Here is a 23,448-nt window from a genome sequence, read left to right on the forward strand (position 1 = left end):
CACTGTGAGCGATGTCCGACAGCTTTTCTCTACCCCCTTCGTCATAGACCGTCTGCAATCGCAGTCGGGCATCAATCTCCTGCGCGAACTGATTGAGACAGAGCGTGCGCGCGATACTGCAGGCGTTTCAATTTCCAATATCGGCGGCTGGCACTCAAACACGCAAATGCTCGAATGGGGTGGCGAAGTGGCGCGCGCGCTGGCGTTCAAGGCGATGGGCATGGCCGATAGCCAAACTGTGGACGTAAAATCGTCGGATGAAAGCCGGTTCGGCTGGGTGCCGGAAATGTGGGCCAATGTCTCGCACAAGGGGCATGCCAACCAGTATCACACCCATCCGGGCAGCTTTTGGTCGGCTGTCGCTTATGTCGATGATGGATATGCGGGCAATGATGATCTGACGCTTGGCGGAGAATTGCAATTGCTCGATCCGCGCATGCCGATGATTCGCATGTCCGCGCCCGATCTCAGATTGCGGGGCGCCGATGGACTGCCCCAGCCGAGTGAAATTTCCATCCGGCCACAAACTGGCATGATCGTACTGTTTCCCAGCTGGCTGCAACATGCGGTGCGCCCTTTCACAGGCGGGGGCACGCGCATTTCAATCGCGATCAATCTGATTGCTGCCATAAAACCGTCTAAGGGATAGACTGGCCTTCGAAGGTAAAGCGGTACCGTGCGGGATCAATCGGTCCTGCACCTGCCACTTGTCCCGGTTCGACCGACACGAGCGAAAGTGAATATCCCCTCAATCGTAATGGGTTAGCAAGCAAAAGCGAGACTGTTTCGCGCCAACCTGAACCGTTAATCCGCGTTTCCACAATGATCGTGCCTGCATGTGTGCAGCGCGCATTGATCGGGCAGCGCGAATCCTGTGTCACGCGCATCGGCGTCAAAACAAGCTCGCCTATCATCACCGGCTGGCCGAGCGCCACCGCGCTGCCTTCAGGCAAAGCGCTTTCGCTTCCCTCGACGGGAGCATCCGCCGTGGCGATACAGCCTGCAAGCCCGAAGAAGACGAGGGCGGCCGCAGCTTTGCCAAGGATCGAGTATCCCGATGTCATGGGCGAATTATTGTCCTTTGTACTTTCTTCGTGCTGAACATGGATCAACGGTGTTCTGGATTGGGCCAGCCCGGCTTGCAGCCATCGTCCCATTCTTTCCGGACATTGCCCACGGCGGGATAACCGCCATTGTCCTTCAGCATGCGTGCGGCGTGCAACAAGTTAAACGCCATGAAGGTGGTGTTGCGCTGGGTGAATGTATTGTCGAAACCGGTGCGGTTGCCGTCCTCTTGTGTGTCGCCATAGGATGCGCCGGGGCCTGCTTCGCCGATCCAGCCGCAATCAGCCTGTGGCGGGATTGTCAGGCCGACATGGCTCATCGAATAGAGCACGCCCATGGCAACATGCTTGATGCCATCTTCATTCCCCGTGATCACGCAACCGCCAACCTTTCCGTAAAAGGCATATTGGCCCTTGTCATTCGTCTCGCCTGAATGGGCATAGAGCTTTTCGATAAAAGCCTGCGCGATGGAGCTTTTTTCGCCGAGCCAGATCGGCGTGCCCAGGATGACGATATCGGCTTCGAAAACATCGGGGGAGAGTTTTGGCCAGTCATCCTTTTTCCAGCCATGCTCGGTCATGTCAGAATACACGCCGGGAGGCAGATCATAGGCGGACAGGCGGTGACGTTTGACGCCAACATTTTGGGTGGCAAAGATTTTTGCCACCACGTCCAGCAGCGTGTCAGTGTGCGATGGCTCATCAGGATGTTTGAGCGTCGCGTTGAAAATGACTGCTTTCAGGTCCGAAAAATCGATATCGCTTCCGGTGCGAACCAGTCTTTGTGCGTCGCTCATGCTGATGAAGGCTCCTTCGTTCATGTGCGGGGCCGTGAATAAGTGGCTTTCCTGCACGGCTCCGCCTGTTCTTGCGCACCAAGCTTGGTGCGTCTTTTCGTGCGCTTGTCTCTGTTCAACAAAGCCCCTACCGAATCGGTCCCGGTTGCCATCAAAGCAATGGCGCAATAGGAGCTTCGGCAGGAAATCCACCAGGATCAGGAGCATTGCATGAACACCGCCGACATGACCGCCAGAATCGCATCGGGGAAAGGCTTTATCGCCGCGCTCGACCAATCGGGCGGCTCCACGCCCAAGGCATTGCGCGGATACGGTGTTTTGGATGATGAATGGTCCGGCGATGAAGAAATGTTTGGCAAGATTCACGAGATGCGCAGCCGCGTGATCACTGCGCCAAGCTTTGCCAATGGCAAGGTGATCGGTGCGATTCTGTTCGAAAGGACGATGGACAGCAAGGTGGATGGCAAACCCACCGCCGATGCACTGAAAGATCGCGGCGTGGTGCCGTTCATCAAGGTCGATCAGGGCCTCGCAGATGAAGCCGATGGCGTACAATTGATGAAGCCGCTCGACAAGCTGCCCGCGCTGCTCGAAAAATCCGTGGCGAATGGCATGTTCGGCACCAAAATGCGTTCAGTCATCAAAAGCGCCAACCCGGCCGGGATCGCCGCAATCGTCGCGCAACAGTTTGAAGTGGGCAATCAGATTATCGATGCTGGCCTGATGCCCATGCTGGAGCCTGAATATGACATCACGGCCGAGGATCGTGCCAAGGGTGAGGAAATCCTGAAGTCGGAAATCGTCAAGCATCTCGATGCTTTGCCTGATGGCCGTCAGATCATGCTCAAGCTTTCGATCCCGGTAACGGCAAATCTGTACAAGGATTTGATCGATCACCCCAAGGTGTTGCGCGTCGTTGCGCTTTCGGGCGGCTATTCGACGGAGGAAGCCTGTGCAAAACTGGAAAAGAACCACGGAATGATTGCCAGCTTCAGCCGCGGTCTTCTGCAGGATCTACGCGCTGACCAGAGCGATGCGGAATTCGACGCGACATTGGGCAAGGCGATTGATTCCATTTGCGCAGCTTCCAGCTCCTGACTGCATATGACTGAATGCCAGCTCTACCTGATTTCCCCACTCGACGTGGGCGGAAGCTTTCCTGATCGGCTTGATCGCGCATTGGCCGCTGGGGAGGGGCTGGCAACGGCATTCCAGTTCCGCGTCAAGGATGTGGATCAGCATGAGGCAGCACGTCTGGCAGCGCCACTGCAGGAAATCTGCGCCGCCCGTGATGTTGGCTTTGTAGTCAATGACAGTATCGCGCTGGCCAAGCGGCTTAAGGCCGATGGCGTGCATCTCGGCCAGGGCGATGGGGATATCAGGGAAGCCCGTGAAGAACTTGGCCGCGATGCGCAGATCGGCGTGACGTGCCATGCCAGCCGCCATCTTGCGATGGAAGCGGGCGAGGCGGGGGCAGACTATGTTGCCTTCGGAGCCTTCTTCTCCAGCGAAACCAAGGGGAGCGGGCATCGGCCCGATCTTGAAACTCTAGAATGGTGGTCTGGTCTGTTTGAGATTCCTTGCGTTGCAATCGGCGGTCTAACGCCAGACAATTGCAGCCCGTTGATTGAAGCTGGCGCAGATTTTCTCGCGGTGAGCCATGCAGTGTGGGGCGGGGACGAAGTAGCGGCTGTAAAGGCGTTTGCGAAAGTCATGGCGTGAAGATCGCGCGTGCGATCGTACCTGCCCTGATGGGGTGGGTCGGCGCTGTTGCCTATTGGATCGGAACGGGTCCGGAAGAAACGCCAGACAGCCATGCAGAGGTGGCAATCGTATTGGGTGCCGCGGTGGACGGGGATACTCCTTCGCCGGTTTTCCGTGAACGAATCGCCCATGCAGTGAATTTGCACGGGGATGCTCGCGTCTCGATCCTGCTCTTCACAGGCGGACGGGGTGAAGGCGACGATTTGGCTGAAAGCGAAGCGGCCCGTGCTACGGCGCTGGAAGCGGGCGTGCCGCGAGATGCGATCCTGGTCGAAACTACTTCCACCACCACCATGCATAATCTGGTCGAGGCGCAAGTGATGATGCGCGATGCCAATCTGGACAGAGCACTTATCGTCTCGGACCCGCTGCACATGCGCCGTGCAATGGGAATGGCCGAAAGTTTGGGGATCGATGCGCAGCCAAGCGCAACGCCAACCACGCGCTATCGATCCTTCGGCAAGAAGGCGATATTCCTCCTGCGTGAGACATGGTTCATGCATCGTTTCTGGCTGTTCGGCGAATAGGCGCGAAGCTGGCTTCGGAAACAAGTGACGGGTCGCCCGTTGACCATCGCAAAGGGCGGTAGACCGCCTGCAATTCGAGGGTCTTGAAATGTCACGCAAATATTTCGCCATCATTGCGGCTCTGCCGCTTGTCGCATGCTCGGCAGAGGATGCCGAAAATTCAACGGAAGCGACCGCTACACAAAGCGCCAATGCCAATTATGACCTCGGCTATGAGCCAAAAGGCGAAGATAATTTTGCGGACGAGATGGCATCCGATGACGAGCGCCATATGTCCGCCAGCCGGGATCGTGCGAATATGTCGTCTGATAGCGAAGGCATCAATGAAGACGGCACGTCTTCGCGCGGGACCGAGATTGCTGATGCGAAAGAGCGTCCGATCATGCAGACTCAGGTCGTGCTTGACCGGCGCGGCTTCGGCCCCGGTGTGATCGACGGCAAGATGGGGCAATCCACCAGCAATGCGCTGCGCGGTTTTCAGGAGGCCAATAGCCTCGAAATCACCGGTGATCTGGATGAGTCCACCAAGCAGGCCCTGTCGGAATGGAGCAATATTCCGGCCACGCGTGTCGTAACCATACCTGCAAACTGGGCCGAGCTGGCCTATATCGAGATTCCTGATTCCCCTGCCGATCAGGCTGCGCTGGATCGAATGGGGTATGAAAGCCTGGATGAAAAGATTGCGGAACGTTTCCATACCACAATTGCCGTGCTGCGCGAGTTGAACCCCAATGGCAGACCGGCACGGAAAACACCGCCATCACCATCACCATCGTCTTCGGTCAGCGATAATTCCACTGTCAGCCCGACACCTTCGGCCAGCGAACCGGCGGTTTCGAATTCTTCTTCCGACAGCGGGTATTTTACTGCCGGACAACGATTGCGCGTTCCCAATATCGGTGCCGATCGTATCCAGCCCGGTGCAATCCAGGATCGCGGTTGGCAGCAGACGCTGGCGTCGCTTGGCGTCGGCAGCGAACAGGCCGAGGTCACGCGTGTCGTCGTCGATGAAAGCGAAGGCTGGCTCAAGGGTTTTGACGCGGACGGCAATCTTGTCGCCATGTTCACCGTCACCACCGGATCGCAAAACGACCCGCTCCCGCTGGGCGATTGGAGCGTGAACGGAACAGCCCATAATCCGCCATTTTCTTATCAACCCGAACTGTTCTGGGACGTGCCCGATAGCGAGGAAGAACAACAATTGCCGCCCGGACCCAATGGGCCCGTGGGCGTGGTATGGATTGATTTGACCAAGGAACATTACGGCATTCATGGCACCAGCGCCCCGGAAACGATCGGACGCGTACAAAGCCATGGCTGCGTCCGGTTAACCAATTGGGACGCTGCGCGTCTTGCAGGCATGGTCAATTCCGACACAGAGGTTATATTCCAGGCCTGATGGTTTCTTCTTTTGTAGAAAAACTGCAGGTCGCAGTGATTACTGCCACCGTCGTTTCGGCGGGCTGGATCATTGCGGGCGCGATGTTCATGGACCGCGAGGAATCGCGATTGATTGAAAGCACTTTGCAAAAGCAGGCGCCTGCCGATCCTCTTAAAGACGGCGCTATCGACGCGGAAGAGGGCGATGCCGGCACGCTTTCACCTGATGGTTCCGCGCAGGCATCTGTCCATTCGGAAGAAGAGGCGGCTACGCTGATGATTCCGGTGTTTGGTATGAATGCAGCTGATCTCATCGATACGTTCGAAGATGAACGCGGCAGCGGCACGCGTCTTCACGAAGCCATAGATATCATGGCCGATGAAGGGGTGGCAGTTGTGGCCGCAGCGCCGGGTGAGGTAGAGCGATTGTTCCGCTCCAATCAGGGCGGCAATACAGTTTATGTCCGGTCAACCGACGGCAAGACGATCTATTATTATGCGCATCTGGCGCAATATGCGCCCGGCTTGAGCGAGGGGCAGCAGGTGCTCCGCGGACAAAGGCTGGGAACCGTCGGATCATCGGGCAATGCCGATCCGGAAAATCCGCACCTCCATTTCGAAGTGATGCGTACGACCGAAGAAGCGGAATGGTGGGAGCCTTCGACCTCGGTCAATCCCTATCCATTGCTCACCCGTCGACGGCAGTGATTAGCGGACCTCGCGGATGCAGCGCAGCCTTGTGGCTTCGCCATCTGCAAGCTTGCGCAATATGCCGCGCGAGATGATCACGTAGCGATCCCCATTGCGCGGTCCGCTGGTCAGGGTCAGGCGATTGCCTCTTCGCAAATAGGTGCCGCTACCCTGCCGGGACGAATAGCGCGAAGCGCTTTCAATCTCGAAATCCTCATCGGGCTGGTGGATGCCTGCTGCACCGCCGGCATCACCCGGAAGCTCACACACATACTCCCCGCGATCAATTGTGCCGACCTGCTGCTGGGCAGATGCGGGGACGGGGAGAATGAGGCAAGTGGCAGCAATCGCAAGAAAGACCTTAATCATGCAGCCGCCTCTATCACGACTCAGTTAGTGCGTCATGAACCGAATGTGCCAATCGCGGCACGAGGCCCGCTTGTATGATCGAGCGTAGAGGGCTAGGGCGCGGCGCAACCACGAAGTTTCTAATGATCGAGCGTTCCCATGAAAATCAGCGGCGTAGACATCCGTCCCGGCAACATCATCGAATATGAAAGCGGCATCTGGAAGGTCGCCAAAATCCAGCATACCCAGCCGGGCAAGGGTGGGGCCTATATGCAGGTGGAGATGAAAAATCTCATCGATGGCCGCAAGACCAACGTACGCTTCCGCAGCGCCGACACGGTCGAAAAGGTGCGTCTGGACACAAAGGAATATCAGTTCCTTTATGAAGATGGCGACATGCTTGTTTTCATGGATTCAGATACTTACGAACAGATCATGCTGCCAAGCGATTTGCTGGGCGATGCGCGCCCGTTCCTTCAGGATGGTATGCAGGTTAGCCTGGAACTTTGGGAAGAACGCCCCATCAGCGTGCAGCTTCCGACCCAGATCGAAGCCGAGATCGTGGAAGCCGATGCTGTGGTGAAGGGGCAGACTGCATCTTCCAGCTATAAGCCTGCCGTGCTGGACAATGGCGTGCGCATCATGGTGCCGCCGCATATCGGAACCGGCACGCGCATCGTGGTGGACGTTTACGAACAATCGTACGTCGGGAAGGCCAGCTGAACGATCATGGCTGCATTTTCGGGTCTTATTCGCGTGATGGAAAAGGCTGCCCGCAAGGCGGGTGGCAGGCTTCGTCGCGATTTTGGCGAGGTCGAGCACCTTCAGGTTAGCCGCAAGGGGCCGAGCGATTTTGTCTCCAAGGCCGATCAGGTGGCGGAACGCATCCTGTGGGATGAGCTTAAGGTCGCGCGTCCCGGATGGGGTTTTCTGCTCGAAGAGGGCGGCACGATCGAAGGCGATCCTGACCAGCCGCGCTGGATTATCGACCCGCTCGACGGGACGAGCAATTTTCTTCACGGGATTCCGCATTTCGCCATTTCCATCGCCGTGCAGGAGCCAAAGCTTGGCGGCGGCTGGGGCGATGTTGTGGCCGGGATGGTTTACCAGCCGATCACCGACGAAACCTTCTGGGCCGAAAAATCGCGCGGCGCTTGGTTACAGGATGCCCGGCTGCGGGTTTCTGGCCGACGCTCGCTTGCAGAAGCGCTGGTAGCGACCGGCACGCCCTATCAGGGGCATGGCGATTTTGTCGAATGGTCTAAGATTTTTGCCGCACTTGGCCCCAATGTGGCAGGAATCCGCCGCTTTGGTGCCGCTTCTCTCGATCTCGCATGGCTGGCTGCTGGCCGGTATGACGGGTTTTGGGAAAGCGATCTGTCACCTTGGGACACGGCTGCCGGCTGCCTGCTGGTGCGCGAGGCGGGCGGTTTTGTGACCGATTACCGCGGTCGTTCGCAGCCTGTTTGCGACAAACAAATTATCGCCGGGAATGATCCGTTACATTCTCGGCTTCACAAGCTGATTGCCGAGACGCTAAAGGATCGCTAATCGCGACTTGTCACGCGCCAGTGCCTCCGTGGCGGAATTGGTAGACGCGCTCGACTCAAAATCGAGTTTCTAACGAAGTGCCGGTTCGAGTCCGGCCGGAGGTACCAGCGCGGTGACAGAATATATTTGTGAAATTGCTTGTGTTTAACGCAGGCATTTGGGAGTTTCTGATCCAGTCGTGATAGAAGCTCCCCCTCCCCATGCGATTGCGGCGATGGCTCTGACTATCGTCGTATTCTATCTTTTTGTACGCAACCGAATCTCAATTGAGATCGTATCGCTGATGGCCATCGCGATCATCGCGGTGGGGCTGTATTTTTATCCCATGCCGCATACCCAGCCTACAGATGGGCTGGTGCTCGCCTTCTCCGGTTTTGGCCATTATGCGCTGATCACGATCTGCGCCCTGATGGTGATGGGCAGGGGGCTGGTGGTAACTGGCGCGCTTGACCCTGTTGCCCGTTTTCTGGAGCGGGTCTTCAAAATCAATCTGCAATTGGGCATGCTGCTTTCTCTGGCGCTGGCTCTCGTGCTTTCGATGGGTGTCAACAATACGCCTGTCCTCGTGTTGCTCATTCCGATTTTCGTGACGCTGGCCGCGCGCGGTGCACTGCCTGCGTCCAAGACGCTTATGCCGCTGAACGCCTCCTCGCTCTTGGGCGGGCTTTCCACCACCATTGGCACCTCGACCAATATTCTCGTCGTGTCGATTGCGGTCGATCTCGGCATGCAGCCGATGGGTGTGTTCCACTTTACCCCTATCGTGCTTGCCGCATCGCTTATTGCCTTGCCCTATATCTGGTTGGTGATGCCGCGCATGCTGGGGGATAACAGCCCCGACAAGGGCGTGGTGCGGCGGTGGTTCGTCACGCGTCTTCGGGTGCCCCCAACAAGCAATCTCAATGGCCGCCACTTCGATGAAGTGGTGGATATGCTACCTGAAGAATTCCGCTTTGAAGAACGCCCAAACGGACCGTTCTCTACGGGTCAGAGATTGCGGGTATCGGGCACGCATGATGCACTGGAAGATGCGATTCGTGTTCTTCAAGGTCAGATCGCGCCAGGCTGGGTCATCGATGCCATCCAGCGCGAAGCGAGGGAGAATGGTGGCGATATCCAGGTCGTGGAGATGGTCGTCACCTCGGATTCGCGCCTTATCGACCGCACGCTGCCCACATCAGGCATTGCCGATCGCTTTGGCGTAGGTGTGCTGGGCATTCATAGACCCGATCGCCCCCTGCGGTTCGATGAACCTCAAGAAGTGCATGGCGATATGCGCATTGCCGAAGGCGATGTGTTGTTGGTGATGGGTCTGTCGCCCGCGCTCGCCACTTTCGCGCAGGCAGACAGCCTGCTGCAGCTTGAAGGCGCACGCGAAGTGCCTCGCCGTTCAAAGGCACTGCTGGCAGCGACCATCATGGGTGCATCGGTCGGCCTTGCCTCTATCGGCTTGTTACCAATTGCCATTGCATCACTTGGCGGCGCAATCCTGATGTTCCTTACCGGCTGCGTGAAGTTTGACAGGGTTGGTCGAGCGCTTTCGGGCCAGGTCATCGTGCTGGTTGCCGCCAGCATCGTGATCGGCCGATTCGTGCTGGAGAGCGGCGCAGCTGGCTGGCTGGGGCAGGCGCTGGCGATGGGATTGCAACATTTGCCGCCTGCGGGCGTGCTGGCAGCCATCATGCTGTTCGTGACGATACTGACGAATTTCGCTTCCAATGCGACGGCGGCAACCGTCGGCACCCCCATTGCCTTTGCCATCGGCGCCGAACTCGGCCTGCCGCAGGAACCGTTGATCCTCGCCGTGCTGTTTGGCTGCAATCTGTGTTACGCGACGCCAATTGCCTATCAGACCAACATGCTCATCATGGCAGAAGGCAATTACCAGTTTGGCGATTATGTAAAAACCGGTGTGCCGCTGGTGCTCCTCATGGTCGTTACGCTCAGCGTGCTGCTTGTTACGACCTATTCGATGTAGGAATACGCGTCGCTCTTCGTGCATGTATTAACCATTCATCACGGAACTCCTCATTGTACGGGCAGTTATCTCCGCAATAATATTGGAGGAAGCCATGACTGAAGAACGTATCACTGAAACCGAAACGCCTTCGGGCAATACGCATACCCACACCACCGTCGTACGCGATGCAGAACCATCCTCAGGCGGTGGCAAATGGGTCATGATCCTGATTGTGATCGTACTTGCTGCAGCTGCAATATTCATCTTCGCCCAGATGAGTGACGCCGAAGTTGCCAAGGATGCAGCCGTTACCGATGCCGCCGGAGAGGTCGGCGAAGCAGCAAGCCAGATTGGCGATGCCGCTCAAGATGCTGCTGACAGCATCTCGGAATAAGGAACAGAGCCCCTTTTTCGATTAAGGGTGTAAAGTTTACCGACATTTCATCTGTCTCCGTTAACCGAGCGCAATCCCGGGAATTCACCCGGGAATTGGGCCGGTTGGAGCGATGATCCGTCTCTTCAAACATTACATACCGCATGCAGTCCTGCTGCTCGGTCTATTGGATTTTGCCCTGCTGCTAGTCGCGGCCGATCTGGCGTGGCATCTGCGTGTCAGCCAGATTGGCGCTTCGGCCGGGCCCCTTAAAGACCGTGCGCTGGCACTGACGGGTATCGCATTCACCACGCAAACCGCCATGATTGCTGTCGGCGTTTACGGGACCGAAGCGCTGCGTTCCAAGCGCTTTGCCTGTGCTCGTTTGCTGGTGGCCGCAAGCCTTGCCATTCTTGCGCTGGCGCTGATTGATTTCGTGCTTCCGGGCCACACCTTCTGGCGCTCCATCCTGCTTTACGCGATGATGATCGCCGTTGCGCTGCTCATATTGAACCGTCTGGTCGTGGGCGGAATTCTTGGCGCATCGGCCTTTCGCAGACGTGTGCTGGTATTGGGCGCCGGACCGCGCGCACAAAGGCTCAAGCTGCTGGCGACAAGGCCCGAAAGCGGCTTTGTGGTGGTTGGCTATATCGGAATGTCGGATGGCGCATCACAAGTGGCAGAGGCGGTATCACGTTCGGCCATTGTCGATCTTAGCGCCCATGTCGCCAATCTGGGCGTTACCGAAGTTGTTCTTGCGCTGGAGGAACGCCGTAATGCCTTGCCGCTCAAGGATTTGCTGCGGGTTAAGACAGCCGGTGTCCATGTAAATGAATTCTCCAGCTTTCTGGAGCGGGAAACAGGCCGGGTCGATCTCGATACGCTCAATCCCAGCTGGCTGATCTTCTCTGACGGTTTTTCTTCGGGTCGTGCCGTTTCAAGCATCGCCAAACGCATGTTCGATATTCTGGCGAGTGGACTGCTGCTGCTGCTGACCTTTCCGATCATCGCGCTTTTTGCGGCAATCATAAAGCTCGACAGCAACGGTCCGGCCTTTTTCCGACAAAAGCGCATAGGCCTTTATGGCGAGACGTTTGAACTTATCAAACTACGTTCCATGCGCACCGATGCTGAAAAGGACGGCGCGAAATGGGCCGAGAAGAAAGACCCGCGAATAACGCGCATCGGGGCGTTTATCCGCAAGGTCCGCATTGATGAATTGCCGCAGGTGTGGACGGTGCTGCGCGGTCATATGAGCTTTGTCGGTCCACGGCCCGAAGTCCCGCAATTCGTGGACGATCTTGAAGACAAGCTGCCCTATTATGCAGAACGCCACATGGTGAAGCCGGGCATCACCGGCTGGGCGCAGATCAATTATCCTTATGGCGCAAGTATCGAGGATTCCCGTCACAAGCTGGAATATGATCTTTATTACGCCAAGAATTACACGCCCTTTCTTGATCTGTTGATCATGTTGCAGACGCTGCGCGTGGTGTTGTGGCCGGAGGGCGCGCGCTAATGGAAATCGCCTGGGATCTTGCCCTTTACCTTACCTATCTTGCCGCAGCCGCGGGGGCGGTCGCCTTGTGCCTGTGGCTTGCCACCAACCAGCGCACGCAGGGGCCGGCAGTCAATGCCAGTGCCGGCGCGCTTGGATTTGCCGCCTTATGGGCCTTCTCAGTAGCAGGCTTTGGCCGCCAGAGTGTGATCCAGGACGTGCTGCTGGTTGCCAGCAATCTCGCATGGTTGTGGATGCTGTACCGCCTGTTCGGTTACGACAAGCGCGACAAGAGCCTTGGCCCTATCCGCCCGGTTGTGGCTGCGCTCGCCTTTGTTGAAATGATGCAATTCGCGCTTATCGCAGCACGCCTGCAATATGATGCGGAACCTGGTGCTCAGCTGCTGATTCTCCAGTTCGCTTTCACCTTTCGCCTGCTTTTGTGCATCGGTGCGCTGGTATTGGTGCATAATTTATATGTCGGCGCTGCGCAGATGGCCCGGCTTGGCCTGCGCTGGCCAGCCGCCGCGCTTGGGCTGCTGTTTCTCTATGATCTCAACTTCTACACCGTCGCCTATCTCGATAATGGCACGCCGGAATTACTTGAAGATCTTCGCGCGGTCGCCCTGCTGGTTTCGGTCATATTGTTGGCCATCGGCGTAGTCCGCAACAAGAGCGAATTGCGCTTCAGTCCTTCGCGCAGCTTCGCATTCCAGTCTTTCTCTTTGCTGCTGATCGGTGCCTATCTCGCGGTGATGGTGGTGGTGGCGCAGGGCCTTGCCTATATCGGCAGCGATTATGGCCGCATATTGCAGGCTGGCTTCGTCCTGCTTGCAAGTGCAATTGCGCTGACGGTGCTTCCGTCTAAGCGGCTGCGCGGCTGGCTACGCGTCACCCTGTCCAAGAACCTGTTTCAGCACCGTTATGATTACCGTTCGGAATGGTTGCGCTTTACTGATACGATCGGCCGGGCCGGTCCGCAGGCGACGCCCTTGCTGGAACGCGCAGTGCAGGCCGTGGCCGACATCACTGACAGCCCTTCAGGCATGCTTTTCACTCCGCGAGAGGAGGGTGGTATGGCTCTCGCTGCGCGCTGGCAATGGCCCGACCTGGACGTGCCTGGTGAAGCGATTTCCGCCAAGGGCGCGCAGTTTTTCGAGGAAAGCCAGTTCATTCTGGATCTCGATGACCTGCGCCCCGGAAGGCAGGATGGCATCCCCGCCGATGCGTGCCCGGCCTGGCTATTGGCGGACGAGGCGAGCTGGGCGCTGATCCCGCTGCTGCATTACGAACGGCTGGTGGGCGTTGTCCTGCTGGCAAGACCGCCCATGGCCCGCCAGCTAGACTGGGAGGATTTTGACCTGCTGCGCGTCGTAGGACGGCAATTGGCAAGCTATCTTGCCGAACAGACCAGCCAAGACGCTTTGGGCGAAGCGCAGCGCTTTGATGAATTCAATCGCCGCATCGCTTTCGTCATGCACGACATAAAGAATTTAGCCAGCCAGCTTTCCCTGCTTGCCCGCAATGCTGAAAAACACGCGGACAATCCTGCTTTTCGTACCGACATGATCCTGACATTGCGCAACTCGACCGATAAATTGCAGTCTCTTCTGGATCGTCTTGGCCGGTATGGCAGCATGGGCGGCAAAGAGCGCGAGGAATTTGATCTTGGCGCATTGCTGGGCAAGATCTGCGGCCTATATGCCGATCGCCACACAGTCACGCTGATTTCCGATGACACTTGCAGCGTGAAGGCGGATGCAGAGGCATTGGAACAGGCGCTGGTCCATCTGGTGCAGAACGCCATAGAAGTCAGCGACGAAAATTCGCCCGTCCTGCTCGAACTGCGCAAGGAGTCCGGCAGCGCGGTGATTGAGATAGTCGATTCCGGCGAAGGCATGTCGCCGGATTTCATACGCACAAAGCTGTTCAAGCCGTTTCATTCGTCCAAGCCAGGAGGCTTTGGCATCGGAGCCTATGAAGCGCGTGAACTGGTGCGTGCGATGGGTGGCCGGCTTGATGTCGAATCGCGGGAAGGACTGGGCACGCGATTCGTGCTGCGACTTCCGCTTAGCGAGGCGAGCGACATGCTGCGTGTGATGCAGGATAATTCGAAAGAGGTGGCATAATGGCCGATAGCAAACCCCAACCGCTTCCCAAGCTGCTGATCGTCGAGGATGACGAAGGTCTGCAGGCACAGCTCAAATGGGCTTATGAAGATTTCCAAGTGGTTATCGCAGGCGACCGTGAAAGCGCCATCGCGGCGCTGCGTGCAGAGGAGCCTGCTGTCGTAACGCTGGACCTCGGGCTGCCGCCTGATCCCGATGGCACGACTGAAGGTTTTGCCGTGCTCGATGAGATCATGGCATTGAAGCCCGATACCAAGGTTATCGTGGCATCGGGCCATGGCGCGCGCGAAAGTGCGTTGAGCGCGATTGAGCGCGGCGCCTATGATTTTTACCAGAAACCTGTCGATATCGAACAGCTTGGCCTGATCGTTCGGCGCGCTTTCAACCTCCATCGCATTGAGGAGGAGAACCGTGCGCTGGCGGCCAAGGCAGGCGATGGCAATACGGTGCTGGGCGGTCTGATAACTTCCGCACCCGAAATGGTGAAGGTGGCGCGCACGATTGAACGCGTTGCCAACACCAATGTTTCGGTCATGCTGCTGGGCGCAAGCGGGACTGGTAAGGAATTGCTCGCACGCGGATTGCATGATGCCAGCATGCGTAAGAACGGCAATTTTATTGCCATCAATTGCGCTGCGATTCCCGAAAACCTGCTTGAAAGTGAATTGTTCGGGCATGAAAAAGGCGCATTCACCGGCGCGGTCAAAACGACCGAAGGCAAGATCGAAATGGCCGATGGCGGCACACTCTTCCTTGATGAGGTCGGCGATATTCCGCTGACCTTGCAGGTGAAGCTTCTGCGATTCCTGCAGGAACGCACGATCGAGCGGATTGGCGGGCGCAGTGCCATTTCTGTCGACACGCGCATCGTCTGCGCCACGCATCAGGACCTCGAAGCCATGATCGCGGCGGGCAATTTTCGCGAAGACCTGTTCTATCGCCTTGCCGAAGTGGTTGTAAAAATTCCTTCGCTGGCTGAACGTCCAGGTGATGCGACACTGCTGGCCAAGGCTTTCCTCAAACGATTTGCCGCAGAGATGAATCCCGTGATCTCCGGGCTTGCCCCCGATGCGCTGGCGGCGATTGATGGGTGGAACTGGCCGGGCAATGTCCGCGAGCTTGAAAACCGGGTGAAGCGCGCAGTCATCATGGCGGATGGCAAATTGGTTGGCGCAAGCGATCTCGACCTGGGCGGTGACGAGGACGAGACACAAGACGTGCTCAACATCAAGAGCGCTCGTGAAGTTTCGGATCGCAAGGTGATCCGCCGCGCGCTGGCTAGAAGCGAAGGCAATATTTCCAGCACGGCCAAAATGCTCGGCATCAGCCGCCCAACGCTATATGATTTGCTCAAGCAATACGACTTGCATGCTTGATGAGCCCTAGGCACAGAGTCGGCGATGATCGACCGCGTTAAGTCCCTGTTCGACCCGCTTGTGCGTCTGTTGCTGCTCGCGATATTGCTTGCCACGGTGCTGCCTGTAATGGGCAGGGAACAGGCTGTCGCACGCATTGTTTCGGACATTGCGATCGTGCTCCTGTTTTTCCTCAACGGCCTGCGCCTCCCTAGGGCAGAAGTACTGCGCGGTCTTGCCAATCTGCGTTTTCTGCTGCCGCTGATCATATGGGTATTTGCGGCGATGGGACTTGCCGGATGGGGCGCATCGCAATTCGCCCAACCATCCTTGCCCCCTAGCATTGCCCTGGGTTTCATCTTCCTTGGGGTGCTGCCATCCACGGTCCAATCCGCAACGGCCTATACGTCCATTGCCGGGGGCAATGTCGCCAGTTCAGTAGTTGCTGCGGCCACGCTCAATATCCTCGGTGTCTTCATCACGGCCCCCATCATCATCTGGCTTGCAAGCGGGGCAATGCCAGATAACGCAACGGATATCGGCACCGATGCGCTGTTGCGCGTAGGGATGATCCTACTCGTCCCATTCCTTGCCGGGCAGGCATTGCAAGGCCGGTTTGGCGCCCTTGTAACGGACAGGCGAACGCTGGTCTCGTGGATGGACCGCATAGCCATCGCCATTGCGGTCTACGTCGCTTTTTCCAGCGCGGTTGAGCAGGGCGTCTGGAGCCTGCTGGACTTTTCGGCATGGCAAAGGTTGCTGATGCTGATCGGCTTCATGTTGAGCTTCGGCTTTTTCGGTGCGTGGTGGCTGGGCCGGGCGCTGCGGCTTGATGACAGGGACCGGATCGCGTTCCTTTTCGCGGGCGGACAAAAAAGTATCGCTATGGGCGCGCCACTGGCGGCAGTGCTATTTCCGCCTGCCATCGCGGGGCTCGTGCTGCTGCCGGTATTGATCTACCACCTTCTGCAATTGGTGATTTCCGCCCCGGTGGCGCAGCATGTCAGTCAATCACAGCAGGCGTGACCTTTCCTTCTTCGCGGCGGTTATGCCGTACAGACCACCAGAAGCTGATCCCGATCAACACGCCGCCGATCAATCCGGTTATCGTTTCAGGAATATGCCACACTGCTGAAAGCAGCATGATCGCGCCCAACACGATGATCGCCCAGAATGCGCCATGTTCGAGATAGCGATATTCGGACAATGTCCCCTTGCGTACAAGATGGATCGTCATCGAACGCACGAACATCGCCCCGATGGAAAGGCCGAGGGCAATAATGATCATATTGTTTGAAAGCGCAAAAGCGCCAATCACTCCGTCGAAGCTGAATGACGCATCGAGCACTTCGAGATAGAGAAAACCGCCAAGACCCGATCGCATGACCGTGCCACTGGCTTTCTTGGCCTCTTCCCGCATGTTGAGCCATTCACCCAGCGCATCGACAGCGATGAAGGTGACAAGCCCCAGAAGGCCGGCTGTCAGGAACGTCAGTGCATCTTCCTGAGGCAATTGTAGCGAGACCGCCCACAGGGCTACCAGTAAAAGCCCGATTTCCAGTGCGGGCAGATTGGACACTTTGACCAATTGGCGTTCAACCGCTGAAATCCAGTGTACTTCCTTGTCGGCATCGAAGAAAAATTTCAGCCCCACCATGGCAAGGAATGCGCCGCCAAAGCCGGCAATGCCAATATGGGCGGATGATACGATTGCTTCATATTGTTCAGGATCGTTCAGTGAAAGGTCGATTGCCTGTATCGGACCAATGCCTGCCGCGATGGCGACGATGGCCAACGGGAAGATGATACGCGTGCCGAAGACGGCAATGGCGATCCCCCAGACCAGGAACCGCTGCTGCCACACCGGGTCCATCTCTCGCAATACAGTAGCGTTGACGACGGCATTATCGAAGCTGAGCGATATTTCGAGGATCGACAGGATCAGTATGATCCAGAGGATTTGCAGAACCGAACCGATGCTGTCGCTGGTGGCAATGCCATACCACAAGCCCAGCCCGAAGCAGGCAGCAGTGAAGATCAGCGAAAATTTATAATAGCGCAGCAGCATGCCCATGCGGTGGTGAATCCTGGAAATCGAAGTGAAGAGTGAATGCGTTTCCCGCCATCAATCTTTGGGTTGGTAAAGCTGATCCGGTCCCGGAAAAGATCGTTCACGCACTTCTTTGGCATATTGTGCAGCGGTGTCCGAAATGGTCGATGCGATGTCGCCATATTTCTTCACAAAGCGGGGCACCCTTTCAAACATGCCGAGCATGTCTTCGGCGACCAGAACCTGCCCGTCGCATTGTGCTGATGCGCCAATGCCGATTGTAGGGCAGGCGATGGCTTTTGTGACGGCAATGGCGATGGGTTCGATCACGCCTTCGATCACGACGGCGAATGCGCCCGCTTCATCAAGCGCGCGTGCATCGTCGACGATCTTTTTTGCCTCGGCATCGCTGCGCCCGCGTGCAGCATAGCCGCCCAGCACATTGACTGCCTGCGGGGTCAGGCCAATATGGCCCATCACCGGGATGCCACGCTGGGAAAGAAACGCGACCGTTTCTGCCATCGCCTCGCCACCCTCCAGCTTTACCGCAGCCGCGCCGCTTTCCTTCAACAGGCGGGCTGCCGCTTCAAAGGCGTGTTGTGGTGACATTTCATAAGCGCCGAATGGCAAATCGACGACGACAACCGAGTGGTAACTGCCGCGCACGACGGCAGCAGCATGATTGGACATCATTTCCATCGTTACTGGCACGGTAGAGGGCAGACCGTAGATCACCTGTCCCAGCGAATCCCCGACAAGCAGCATGTCACAATGCGGATCGAGTAATTGTGCCTGCCGCGCGGTATAGGCGGTAAGCATCACGATTGGTTCCTGCGTAACGCCGTCAGTCTTGCGTGCGCGGATTTTCGGCACGGTCAATCTGCGCATCGGAGCTGGGGTGGGGTTTGCGCGACTGGTCGCGGTGTCGATTGTAAAGGTCGTGGACATACATACCCTTTAACAGACACACCTCTCGACGCGACCCCAATTTCAATGCAAAAAGACTGGCAACCTTCTGGGTCAAGAGGAAAACAATAAAATGGCACTTTCCCAAGGGGGCAAAACCAGAGATGGTTGGTCTTCGCGCAGCGCATTCATCCTGGCAGCTATCGGATCAGCGGTAGGGCTGGGCAATTTATGGCGGTTCCCGGCCGAAGCGGGCGCGAATGGCGGCGGTGCCTTTGTGCTGTTCTATATCCTCTGCGTGCTCATGATCGGCCTACCGATTTTGCTTTCCGAAACGCTTATTGGTCGTCACGGCCAGGCATCCGCTCCGGAAAGCGTGCGTCGCGTGGCCAAGGCTTCACGCGTCAGTTCGCATTGGGACATTCTTGCCAGCATGGGTGTGCTTGCGGCTTTCATGATCCTGAGTTTCTACTGCGTGGTCGGCGGCTGGGTGCTGTATTATATCGGCCAGTTCATGGCGGACATCTTCGCCAGCGGAGTGACGGGCGGTGCATTCGAAGGGCGCCCAGCTGAAGAGATTGAGGCGCTTTTGCCGAATCTTTTCGGCAATGGCATCTTGATGGTGGGGCTTAATGCACTGTTCCTTGGGTTCACGCTTTTCTTTGTGGCGCGCGGCGTTTCTGGCGGCATCGAATTGGTGGCGAAATGGATGATGCCCGCTTTCTTTATCCTTTTGATTGCCATTACCGTTTACGGTGCCTTCGGCGGGGCATTTTCACAGACGGTTTCCTATCTCTTCACTTTTGAGCCGGAAAAATTGACGGGTCCGGTGATGCTGGCCGCCGTGGGGCAGGCGTTCTTCTCGCTCTCGCTGGGTGTCGCGGGCATGATCACCTACGGCGGTTATGTCGGTCGCAATGTGAACCTTGGCAGCACTTCGGCGATTATTTCCAGCGCGGATACGGCCGTGGCCTTGCTGGCTGGATTGTGCATTTTTCCCATCGTTTTTGCGGCGGGTCTTTCAGTCGCGGCGGGGCCGGGGCTAATGTTCCAGACGCTGCCCCATGCTTTCCAGGAGATGCCGGCGGGTTCTGTCGTAGGATTGCTGTTTTTCATCATGGTCGGCTTTGCCGCGCTGACAAGTTCGGTTGCCTTGCTTGAGGTGCCGACAGCGTGGCTGATCGACAAGTTCCGCTTCGTGCGCCCGGTCAGCGCCTCCATCGTGGCGGGCGGGGCAATGATCCTGGGCGCGCTGGCTGCCCTGTCTTTCAACGAACTCGCCGATTGGCATCCACTGGACTTTATTCCCTTGTTCGCGGGTCAGGGCTTTTTCGATGTCCTTGACGGGATTACGGCCAAATTGCTGATGCCTATTGGTGCACTTCTGACAGCGTTGTTCATTGGCTGGTTTGCGGATCGCAAGCTGGTTGATCTGGAGAACGGGCTGGGTGGCTGGCTGCACCTGTTCTGGCTCTTCCTCGTGCGTTTTGTGTGCCCGATTGCATTGATCGGGATACTGGTGGTGGGTATATTCCCCGGCATGTTCGAATAATTTTCTATTCCTGACGCAAAAAAGGGCCGCTCCCGATGGGGTTGCGGCCCTTTTCTTTGGCAGTGCTGGCGGTCAGAGCGTCGTCTTGACGTGTTCATCCTTTGATTCTTCGCGTACATCGAAGCCCATCAGCATTTTGGCATTTTCGACAAACCCGAGATCGCTGTTCCAGATTTCAGCCCTGCCCAGATCCATGCGCAGCATCAGCAAATCGGGATCGTCCTTGCCGCCAGGGAACCATGCCTCGACGATATGGCTCCACTGCTTGTCCAGCCGTTCACGGCTCGTTTCCTCTGTCAGTGTGCCGGAAAATCGTGAGAAGATTTCGTGGCCTTTGGAAGCAAAGGTTGCCGTGGCGGGACCACCATTGGCCACGCTGCTTTTGCGGTTGACGAAAAACCAGATTGAGCTGTTGGCATCCTTGTCCAGTTGCGCGGTCATCACCACTGCGTCATCGGGTGTGCTATCGAGTTGGAGGAACAGGAAGGGGCTGTCGTTCAACGCCTTCCAGAAGTTCTTTTTCAGGGTTTCTAGATCGCTCATTGTAATCTCCTTTTCCTATTAACGGTATTGCGTGGGCTGCGGTTCCGATGCCCCGTCCGGTCTGGTGAACAGGACAGCTTGCCAAAGTGGGTGAGTAGGAACATAAAAGGAACAAAGGAGTCGATTCGCCATGGACATGGCTTCCCTGCCACGCGCGGTGGAGCTGGCGTCTTCCGTTGCCTGCAATCCGCGCTGGCATCCGGGAGCCGTCCGCCCGCTACACAGCGAAATTTTTGCCCCTGCCACACAGGCAAGTGGGGCCGGTGCGGCGCTTGCGCTTGCGCTTGACGGCCTGCGCGTGCGTGATCGTGCGGCAGAAGATTCCGGAAACTATTCCAATGTAGGCAAGGTGACGGAAGATCGCGCCGTGCTGTGGGTACAGGATGCAGCCGCGTGTCGGCTGGGCGGACGGCCCTATCGTCCCGGCTTGCCCGAAGGACTGCGCCACCGATTGATTCATGTTGCCGCCAAGACGGCGGAAGATGCGCTTTTTGCGTTGGAAGAAGGTGTGCGGTGCCGTGATCTGGCCTGCGTGATCGGGGAAATGGCGGGCAATCCCAAAGCACTCGATTTTATCTCTTCGCGTCGCCTCAGCCTTGCTGCGGAAAAACATGGCGTGCCCCTATTTCTCGTCCGCCTTGATGCTGCACCCGATCTCAGTTCGGCGCGGATGCGCTGGCAGGTCCGCGCGGCGCCATCCGCTCCGCCATTATGGAACCTGGCCGCGCCCGGCCATCCGGCCTGGCAGGCGGAATTGTTCCGCGCCCGCACTCATGCTCCCGGAGAATGGATTTTGCGCGATGAAGGATCTTTCCTCACCGCCGAACGCCCCGCTTGCCCCGCGCCGGATAATGGCGATCTGGGCTTGCGAGCTGGCGCTCGATCGCTGGCGGCACTCTGAAAACTGCGCGCGGGGGGAAGGGGCTGATGCTCAGCCGCTCGCGCTGATCGCGGAAACTGCGCGCGGTCCCCGAATCGAAGCTGCCAATGCCGCCGGGCTGGCAGAAGGCGCGGTGCGTGGAATGATGCTGGCCGATGCTCGCACATTGTGTCCGCATATCTTGGTGCAACCCCGCGATCCGGCGGGCGATCTTGCTTTTGTCGAACGGCTTGCCGTCTGGGCCCAGCGCTGGGGGCCGTGGAGCGCGATAGACGCGCCCGATGGCGTGTTGGTGGATGTAAGCTCGGTCGCGCATCTGTTTGGTGGAGAACGCCGTCTGCTGGCCGATGTGGCGCAATGTTGCGCCGCGCGCGGTCTTGCCGTTCGCACTGCGATTGCGCCAACCGCTGGCGCGGCCTGGGCCTTGGCGCATTACGCGCAAATGGGTGGCACATCGGCAGGCGCGATCCTTGGCCCGCAAGATGATATTGCCACCAGTCTGGCCGATCTGCCCGCAGCCGCATTGCGGCTGGACGATGACGTGCTTCTTGTTTTGTGCCGCCTCGGGCTCAAACGATTGGGAGACTTGCTGGGCCTTGCAGCGGGTGCGGTGAAAGACGAAACGGATGATGGCATAAAGGCCGGGCGCGATGCTGTTCACCGGCGTTTTCGCAATCGCACTTCGCCTTCCGCCAATCCGCTGGTGCGGATGGACCAGCTTATCGGACGCGTACCCGAACCGCTGCTGCCCGTTGTTCCGATCACTGCCCCGCTGGTGCAGCGTCGTCTGCTCGAACCCATCCGCCACCGTTCGCTGCTGGATCGGGTGGTGGAAGATCTTGCTGCAGACATGGTGCGCGTGCTGGAAGGGCGGGGCGAGGGTGCGCGCCGACTGCAGCTTGGCCTGTGGCGCGTGGATGGCGAGGTGGTGCTACGCGATCTTGAAATGGCGGCTGCCACGCGCGACGCGGCCCATATATGTCGCCTTTTCACCAGCCGTCTAGACGATGTCGATGCCGGTTTTGGAATCGAGATGTTGCGCATGCGCGCATCCTGGGCAGAGCCCGTGGCGCTGGAGCAGGATGATCTGGAAACTGCGGCGCAGGAACATGGCACCAGCCTTGCCGTCTGTATCGACAGGTTGAGCGTTCGGCTGGGTAAGGATGCGGTGCAGCGCCCGGTGCTGCGCGCCAGCCATATCCCTGAACGCGCGCAAGGGTGGCAGGCCCCCCTCGAAGCTGAACCTGCGCATCAGGAACAGCTCGCCTTTCACGATCGTCCGCTCAAACTGCTCGACCGGGCAGAGAAAATCGCGGTGCTCTATGCCAGTCCCGATGGCTATCCACGCCGCTTTCGTTGGCGCGGTGCGCTTTATGATGTGGCGCGGGTGGAAGGGCCGGAAAGAATCGCGCCTGAATGGTGGCGCGAGAGAGGTGGCACCCGCCTGCGCGATTATTATCGCGTAGAAGATGATGCTGGCTGCCGTTACTGGATTTACCGTGCGGGCCTTGCCGGAGATGGTCGCGGAGGAGAGCCGGACTGGTTCCTGCAAGGCATGTTTGCATGAACAATCATAGCGCCAGGTCCGGGCAATCCTGCGCCACCAGATCACCATTGTCCCAGCGCGCGATATATTGGGTCTGTCCGGACGCAAGCTGGGCGCAGGCGACATTGATGCCATCGGCATAAACAACCGCCAGTGTGCGCGCATATCGATCCCGTCCCAGCCGGACGATGGAAAGCTGGACACCTTCTGTCAGGATTTCCATCGCGCGTTTCGAAGCTTGTCCATCCCCTTCCACGCACTGGCGGCCGGCACGGCAGCCACGCTTTTCAGGCGCATCAATGCCGGTGATTCGGATGCGTTCCTCCCCGCAGCGAATCGTATCGCCATCGGTGACCGTGCAACCGGACGGCAGCATTGTTGGCACTTCGGAAGAAGACAGGGCAGCAGATGAAAAGGAAAAGGTGAGCGCAATGGATAGAGTGATCATCCCACATGGCTAGGCCTGCGGTCGCACAATGGGTGCACTCAGCCTGCTCGGGATCGGAGGCTTAGAATCGTGGAATTACATATCACG

24 protein-coding genes and 1 tRNA gene are annotated in these 23,448 nt (G+C 57.8%); 18 read left to right on the forward strand and 7 right to left on the reverse strand.

Annotation, left to right across the window (positions count from 1 at the left end):
* Positions 1-4: 4 nt before the first annotated feature.
* Positions 5-649, forward strand: coding sequence for a 2OG-Fe(II) oxygenase family protein (locus CP97_RS08195; RefSeq protein WP_048885532.1), 645 nt, complete (start codon positions 5-7; stop codon positions 647-649).
* On the opposite strand, the gene CP97_RS08200 is transcribed toward CP97_RS08195, so the two are convergent.
* Both CP97_RS08200 and CP97_RS08205 read right to left on the reverse strand, forming a co-directional pair.
* Positions 639-1,064, reverse strand: coding sequence for a hypothetical protein (locus CP97_RS08200; RefSeq protein WP_149036448.1), 426 nt, complete (start codon positions 1,062-1,064; stop codon positions 639-641). The genes CP97_RS08195 and CP97_RS08200 overlap by 11 nt on opposite strands.
* A 44-nt stretch (positions 1,065-1,108) precedes the next feature.
* Positions 1,109-1,861, reverse strand: coding sequence for a flavodoxin family protein (locus CP97_RS08205; protein WP_174539161.1), 753 nt, complete (start codon positions 1,859-1,861; stop codon positions 1,109-1,111).
* A 210-nt stretch (positions 1,862-2,071) separates the two neighbouring features.
* Here CP97_RS08205 and CP97_RS08210 point away from each other — a divergent pair, with 210 nt between their 5' ends.
* The 5 genes from CP97_RS08210 (at position 2,072) to CP97_RS08230 (ending at position 6,240) form a co-directional block, all read left to right on the forward strand.
* Positions 2,072-2,959: a fructose bisphosphate aldolase gene (locus tag CP97_RS08210; RefSeq protein ID WP_048885533.1), complete on the forward strand. Its 888-nt coding sequence runs from the start codon at positions 2,072-2,074 to the stop codon at positions 2,957-2,959.
* 6 nt (positions 2,960-2,965) lie between these two features.
* The gene (thiE, locus tag CP97_RS08215) at positions 2,966-3,583 is read left to right on the forward strand and encodes a thiamine phosphate synthase (protein ID WP_174539162.1); all 618 of its coding nucleotides are present in this window, start codon (positions 2,966-2,968) and stop codon (positions 3,581-3,583) included.
* The gene (locus CP97_RS08220; RefSeq protein WP_053106604.1) at positions 3,580-4,152 is read left to right on the forward strand and encodes a YdcF family protein; all 573 of its coding nucleotides are present in this window, start codon (positions 3,580-3,582) and stop codon (positions 4,150-4,152) included. The genes thiE and CP97_RS08220 overlap by 4 nt, the downstream gene beginning before the upstream one ends.
* Before the next feature lie 88 nt (positions 4,153-4,240).
* Positions 4,241-5,551, forward strand: a complete 1,311-nt coding sequence (locus CP97_RS08225) for a L,D-transpeptidase family protein (protein WP_048885535.1) — start codon at positions 4,241-4,243, stop codon at positions 5,549-5,551.
* Positions 5,551-6,240, forward strand: a complete 690-nt coding sequence (locus tag CP97_RS08230; RefSeq protein ID WP_053106606.1) for a M23 family metallopeptidase — start codon at positions 5,551-5,553, stop codon at positions 6,238-6,240. Before CP97_RS08225 ends, CP97_RS08230 begins: the two co-directional genes overlap by 1 nt.
* Here the strand turns inward: CP97_RS08230 and CP97_RS08235 are convergent, their stop codons facing one another.
* Positions 6,241-6,591: a hypothetical protein gene (locus CP97_RS08235; RefSeq protein ID WP_053106608.1), complete on the reverse strand. Its 351-nt coding sequence runs from the start codon at positions 6,589-6,591 to the stop codon at positions 6,241-6,243. It abuts the gene before it with no gap.
* A gap of 138 nt (positions 6,592-6,729) precedes the next feature.
* Here CP97_RS08235 and efp point away from each other — a divergent pair, with 138 nt between their 5' ends.
* From efp to CP97_RS08280, 9 genes are all read left to right on the forward strand, one after another.
* Positions 6,730-7,293, forward strand: coding sequence for an elongation factor P (gene efp / locus CP97_RS08240; protein ID WP_048885536.1), 564 nt, complete (start codon positions 6,730-6,732; stop codon positions 7,291-7,293).
* Positions 7,294-7,299: 6 nt separating this feature from the next.
* Complete coding sequence (locus tag CP97_RS08245; RefSeq protein ID WP_048885537.1) at positions 7,300-8,121, forward strand: inositol monophosphatase family protein; 822 nt, start codon at positions 7,300-7,302, stop codon at positions 8,119-8,121.
* Between the two features lie 22 nt (positions 8,122-8,143).
* Positions 8,144-8,228 (forward strand) — tRNA-Leu (locus CP97_RS08250).
* 107 nt (positions 8,229-8,335) lie between these two features.
* Positions 8,336-10,099 carry an SLC13 family permease gene (locus tag CP97_RS08255; protein WP_048885538.1) on the forward strand — a complete coding sequence of 588 codons (1,764 nt, stop codon included), beginning with the start codon at positions 8,336-8,338 and terminating at the stop codon, positions 10,097-10,099.
* Positions 10,100-10,193: 94 nt separating this feature from the next.
* On the forward strand, positions 10,194-10,475 hold the full coding sequence (locus CP97_RS08260; RefSeq protein ID WP_048886861.1) for a hypothetical protein: 282 nt from the start codon (positions 10,194-10,196) through the stop codon (positions 10,473-10,475).
* 112 nt (positions 10,476-10,587) lie between these two features.
* On the forward strand, positions 10,588-11,973 hold the full coding sequence (locus CP97_RS08265) for a TIGR03013 family XrtA/PEP-CTERM system glycosyltransferase (RefSeq protein WP_048885539.1): 1,386 nt from the start codon (positions 10,588-10,590) through the stop codon (positions 11,971-11,973).
* A complete protein-coding gene (gene prsK, locus CP97_RS08270; RefSeq protein ID WP_048885540.1) occupies positions 11,973-14,081 on the forward strand; it encodes an XrtA/PEP-CTERM system histidine kinase PrsK in 2,109 nt (702 codons plus the stop codon). Before CP97_RS08265 ends, prsK begins: the two co-directional genes overlap by 1 nt.
* A complete protein-coding gene (gene prsR / locus CP97_RS08275) occupies positions 14,081-15,457 on the forward strand; it encodes a PEP-CTERM-box response regulator transcription factor (RefSeq protein ID WP_048885541.1) in 1,377 nt (458 codons plus the stop codon). The genes prsK and prsR overlap by 1 nt, the downstream gene beginning before the upstream one ends.
* A 24-nt stretch (positions 15,458-15,481) precedes the next feature.
* The gene (locus CP97_RS08280) at positions 15,482-16,462 is read left to right on the forward strand and encodes a bile acid:sodium symporter family protein (RefSeq protein WP_048885542.1); all 981 of its coding nucleotides are present in this window, start codon (positions 15,482-15,484) and stop codon (positions 16,460-16,462) included.
* Here the strand turns inward: CP97_RS08280 and CP97_RS08285 are convergent.
* Both CP97_RS08285 and panB read right to left on the reverse strand, forming a co-directional pair.
* Positions 16,440-17,510, reverse strand: a complete 1,071-nt coding sequence (locus CP97_RS08285) for a DUF475 domain-containing protein (protein WP_174539163.1) — start codon at positions 17,508-17,510, stop codon at positions 16,440-16,442. The genes CP97_RS08280 and CP97_RS08285 overlap by 23 nt on opposite strands.
* Before the next feature lie 51 nt (positions 17,511-17,561).
* Positions 17,562-18,434, reverse strand: coding sequence for a 3-methyl-2-oxobutanoate hydroxymethyltransferase (gene panB / locus CP97_RS08290; RefSeq protein ID WP_048885543.1), 873 nt, complete (start codon positions 18,432-18,434; stop codon positions 17,562-17,564).
* A gap of 91 nt (positions 18,435-18,525) precedes the next feature.
* Here panB and CP97_RS08295 point away from each other — a divergent pair, with 91 nt between their 5' ends.
* On the forward strand, positions 18,526-19,944 hold the full coding sequence (locus CP97_RS08295; RefSeq protein WP_048885544.1) for a sodium-dependent transporter: 1,419 nt from the start codon (positions 18,526-18,528) through the stop codon (positions 19,942-19,944).
* A gap of 72 nt (positions 19,945-20,016) precedes the next feature.
* Here CP97_RS08295 and CP97_RS08300 read toward each other — a convergent pair whose 3' ends face one another.
* Positions 20,017-20,487 carry a pyridoxamine 5'-phosphate oxidase family protein gene (locus CP97_RS08300; protein ID WP_048885545.1) on the reverse strand — a complete coding sequence of 157 codons (471 nt, stop codon included), beginning with the start codon at positions 20,485-20,487 and terminating at the stop codon, positions 20,017-20,019.
* Between the two features lie 130 nt (positions 20,488-20,617).
* Between CP97_RS08300 and CP97_RS08305 the strand changes: the two genes are divergently transcribed.
* Both CP97_RS08305 and CP97_RS08310 read left to right on the forward strand, forming a co-directional pair.
* Positions 20,618-21,388: an ImuA family protein gene (locus tag CP97_RS08305; RefSeq protein WP_048885546.1), complete on the forward strand. Its 771-nt coding sequence runs from the start codon at positions 20,618-20,620 to the stop codon at positions 21,386-21,388.
* Positions 21,288-22,934 (forward strand): DUF6504 family protein, encoded by a 1,647-nt coding sequence (locus CP97_RS08310; RefSeq protein WP_048885547.1) that lies wholly within the window; start codon positions 21,288-21,290, stop codon positions 22,932-22,934. The genes CP97_RS08305 and CP97_RS08310 overlap by 101 nt, the downstream gene beginning before the upstream one ends.
* 4 nt (positions 22,935-22,938) lie before the next feature.
* Here CP97_RS08310 and CP97_RS08315 read toward each other — a convergent pair whose 3' ends face one another.
* The gene (locus CP97_RS08315; RefSeq protein ID WP_048885548.1) at positions 22,939-23,361 is read right to left on the reverse strand and encodes a thermonuclease family protein; all 423 of its coding nucleotides are present in this window, start codon (positions 23,359-23,361) and stop codon (positions 22,939-22,941) included.
* Positions 23,362-23,448 lie beyond the last annotated feature (87 nt).

Source organism: Aurantiacibacter atlanticus, assembly GCF_001077815.2.
In the GTDB taxonomy this organism is placed as follows: Bacteria; Pseudomonadota; Alphaproteobacteria; order Sphingomonadales; family Sphingomonadaceae; genus Alteraurantiacibacter; species Alteraurantiacibacter atlanticus.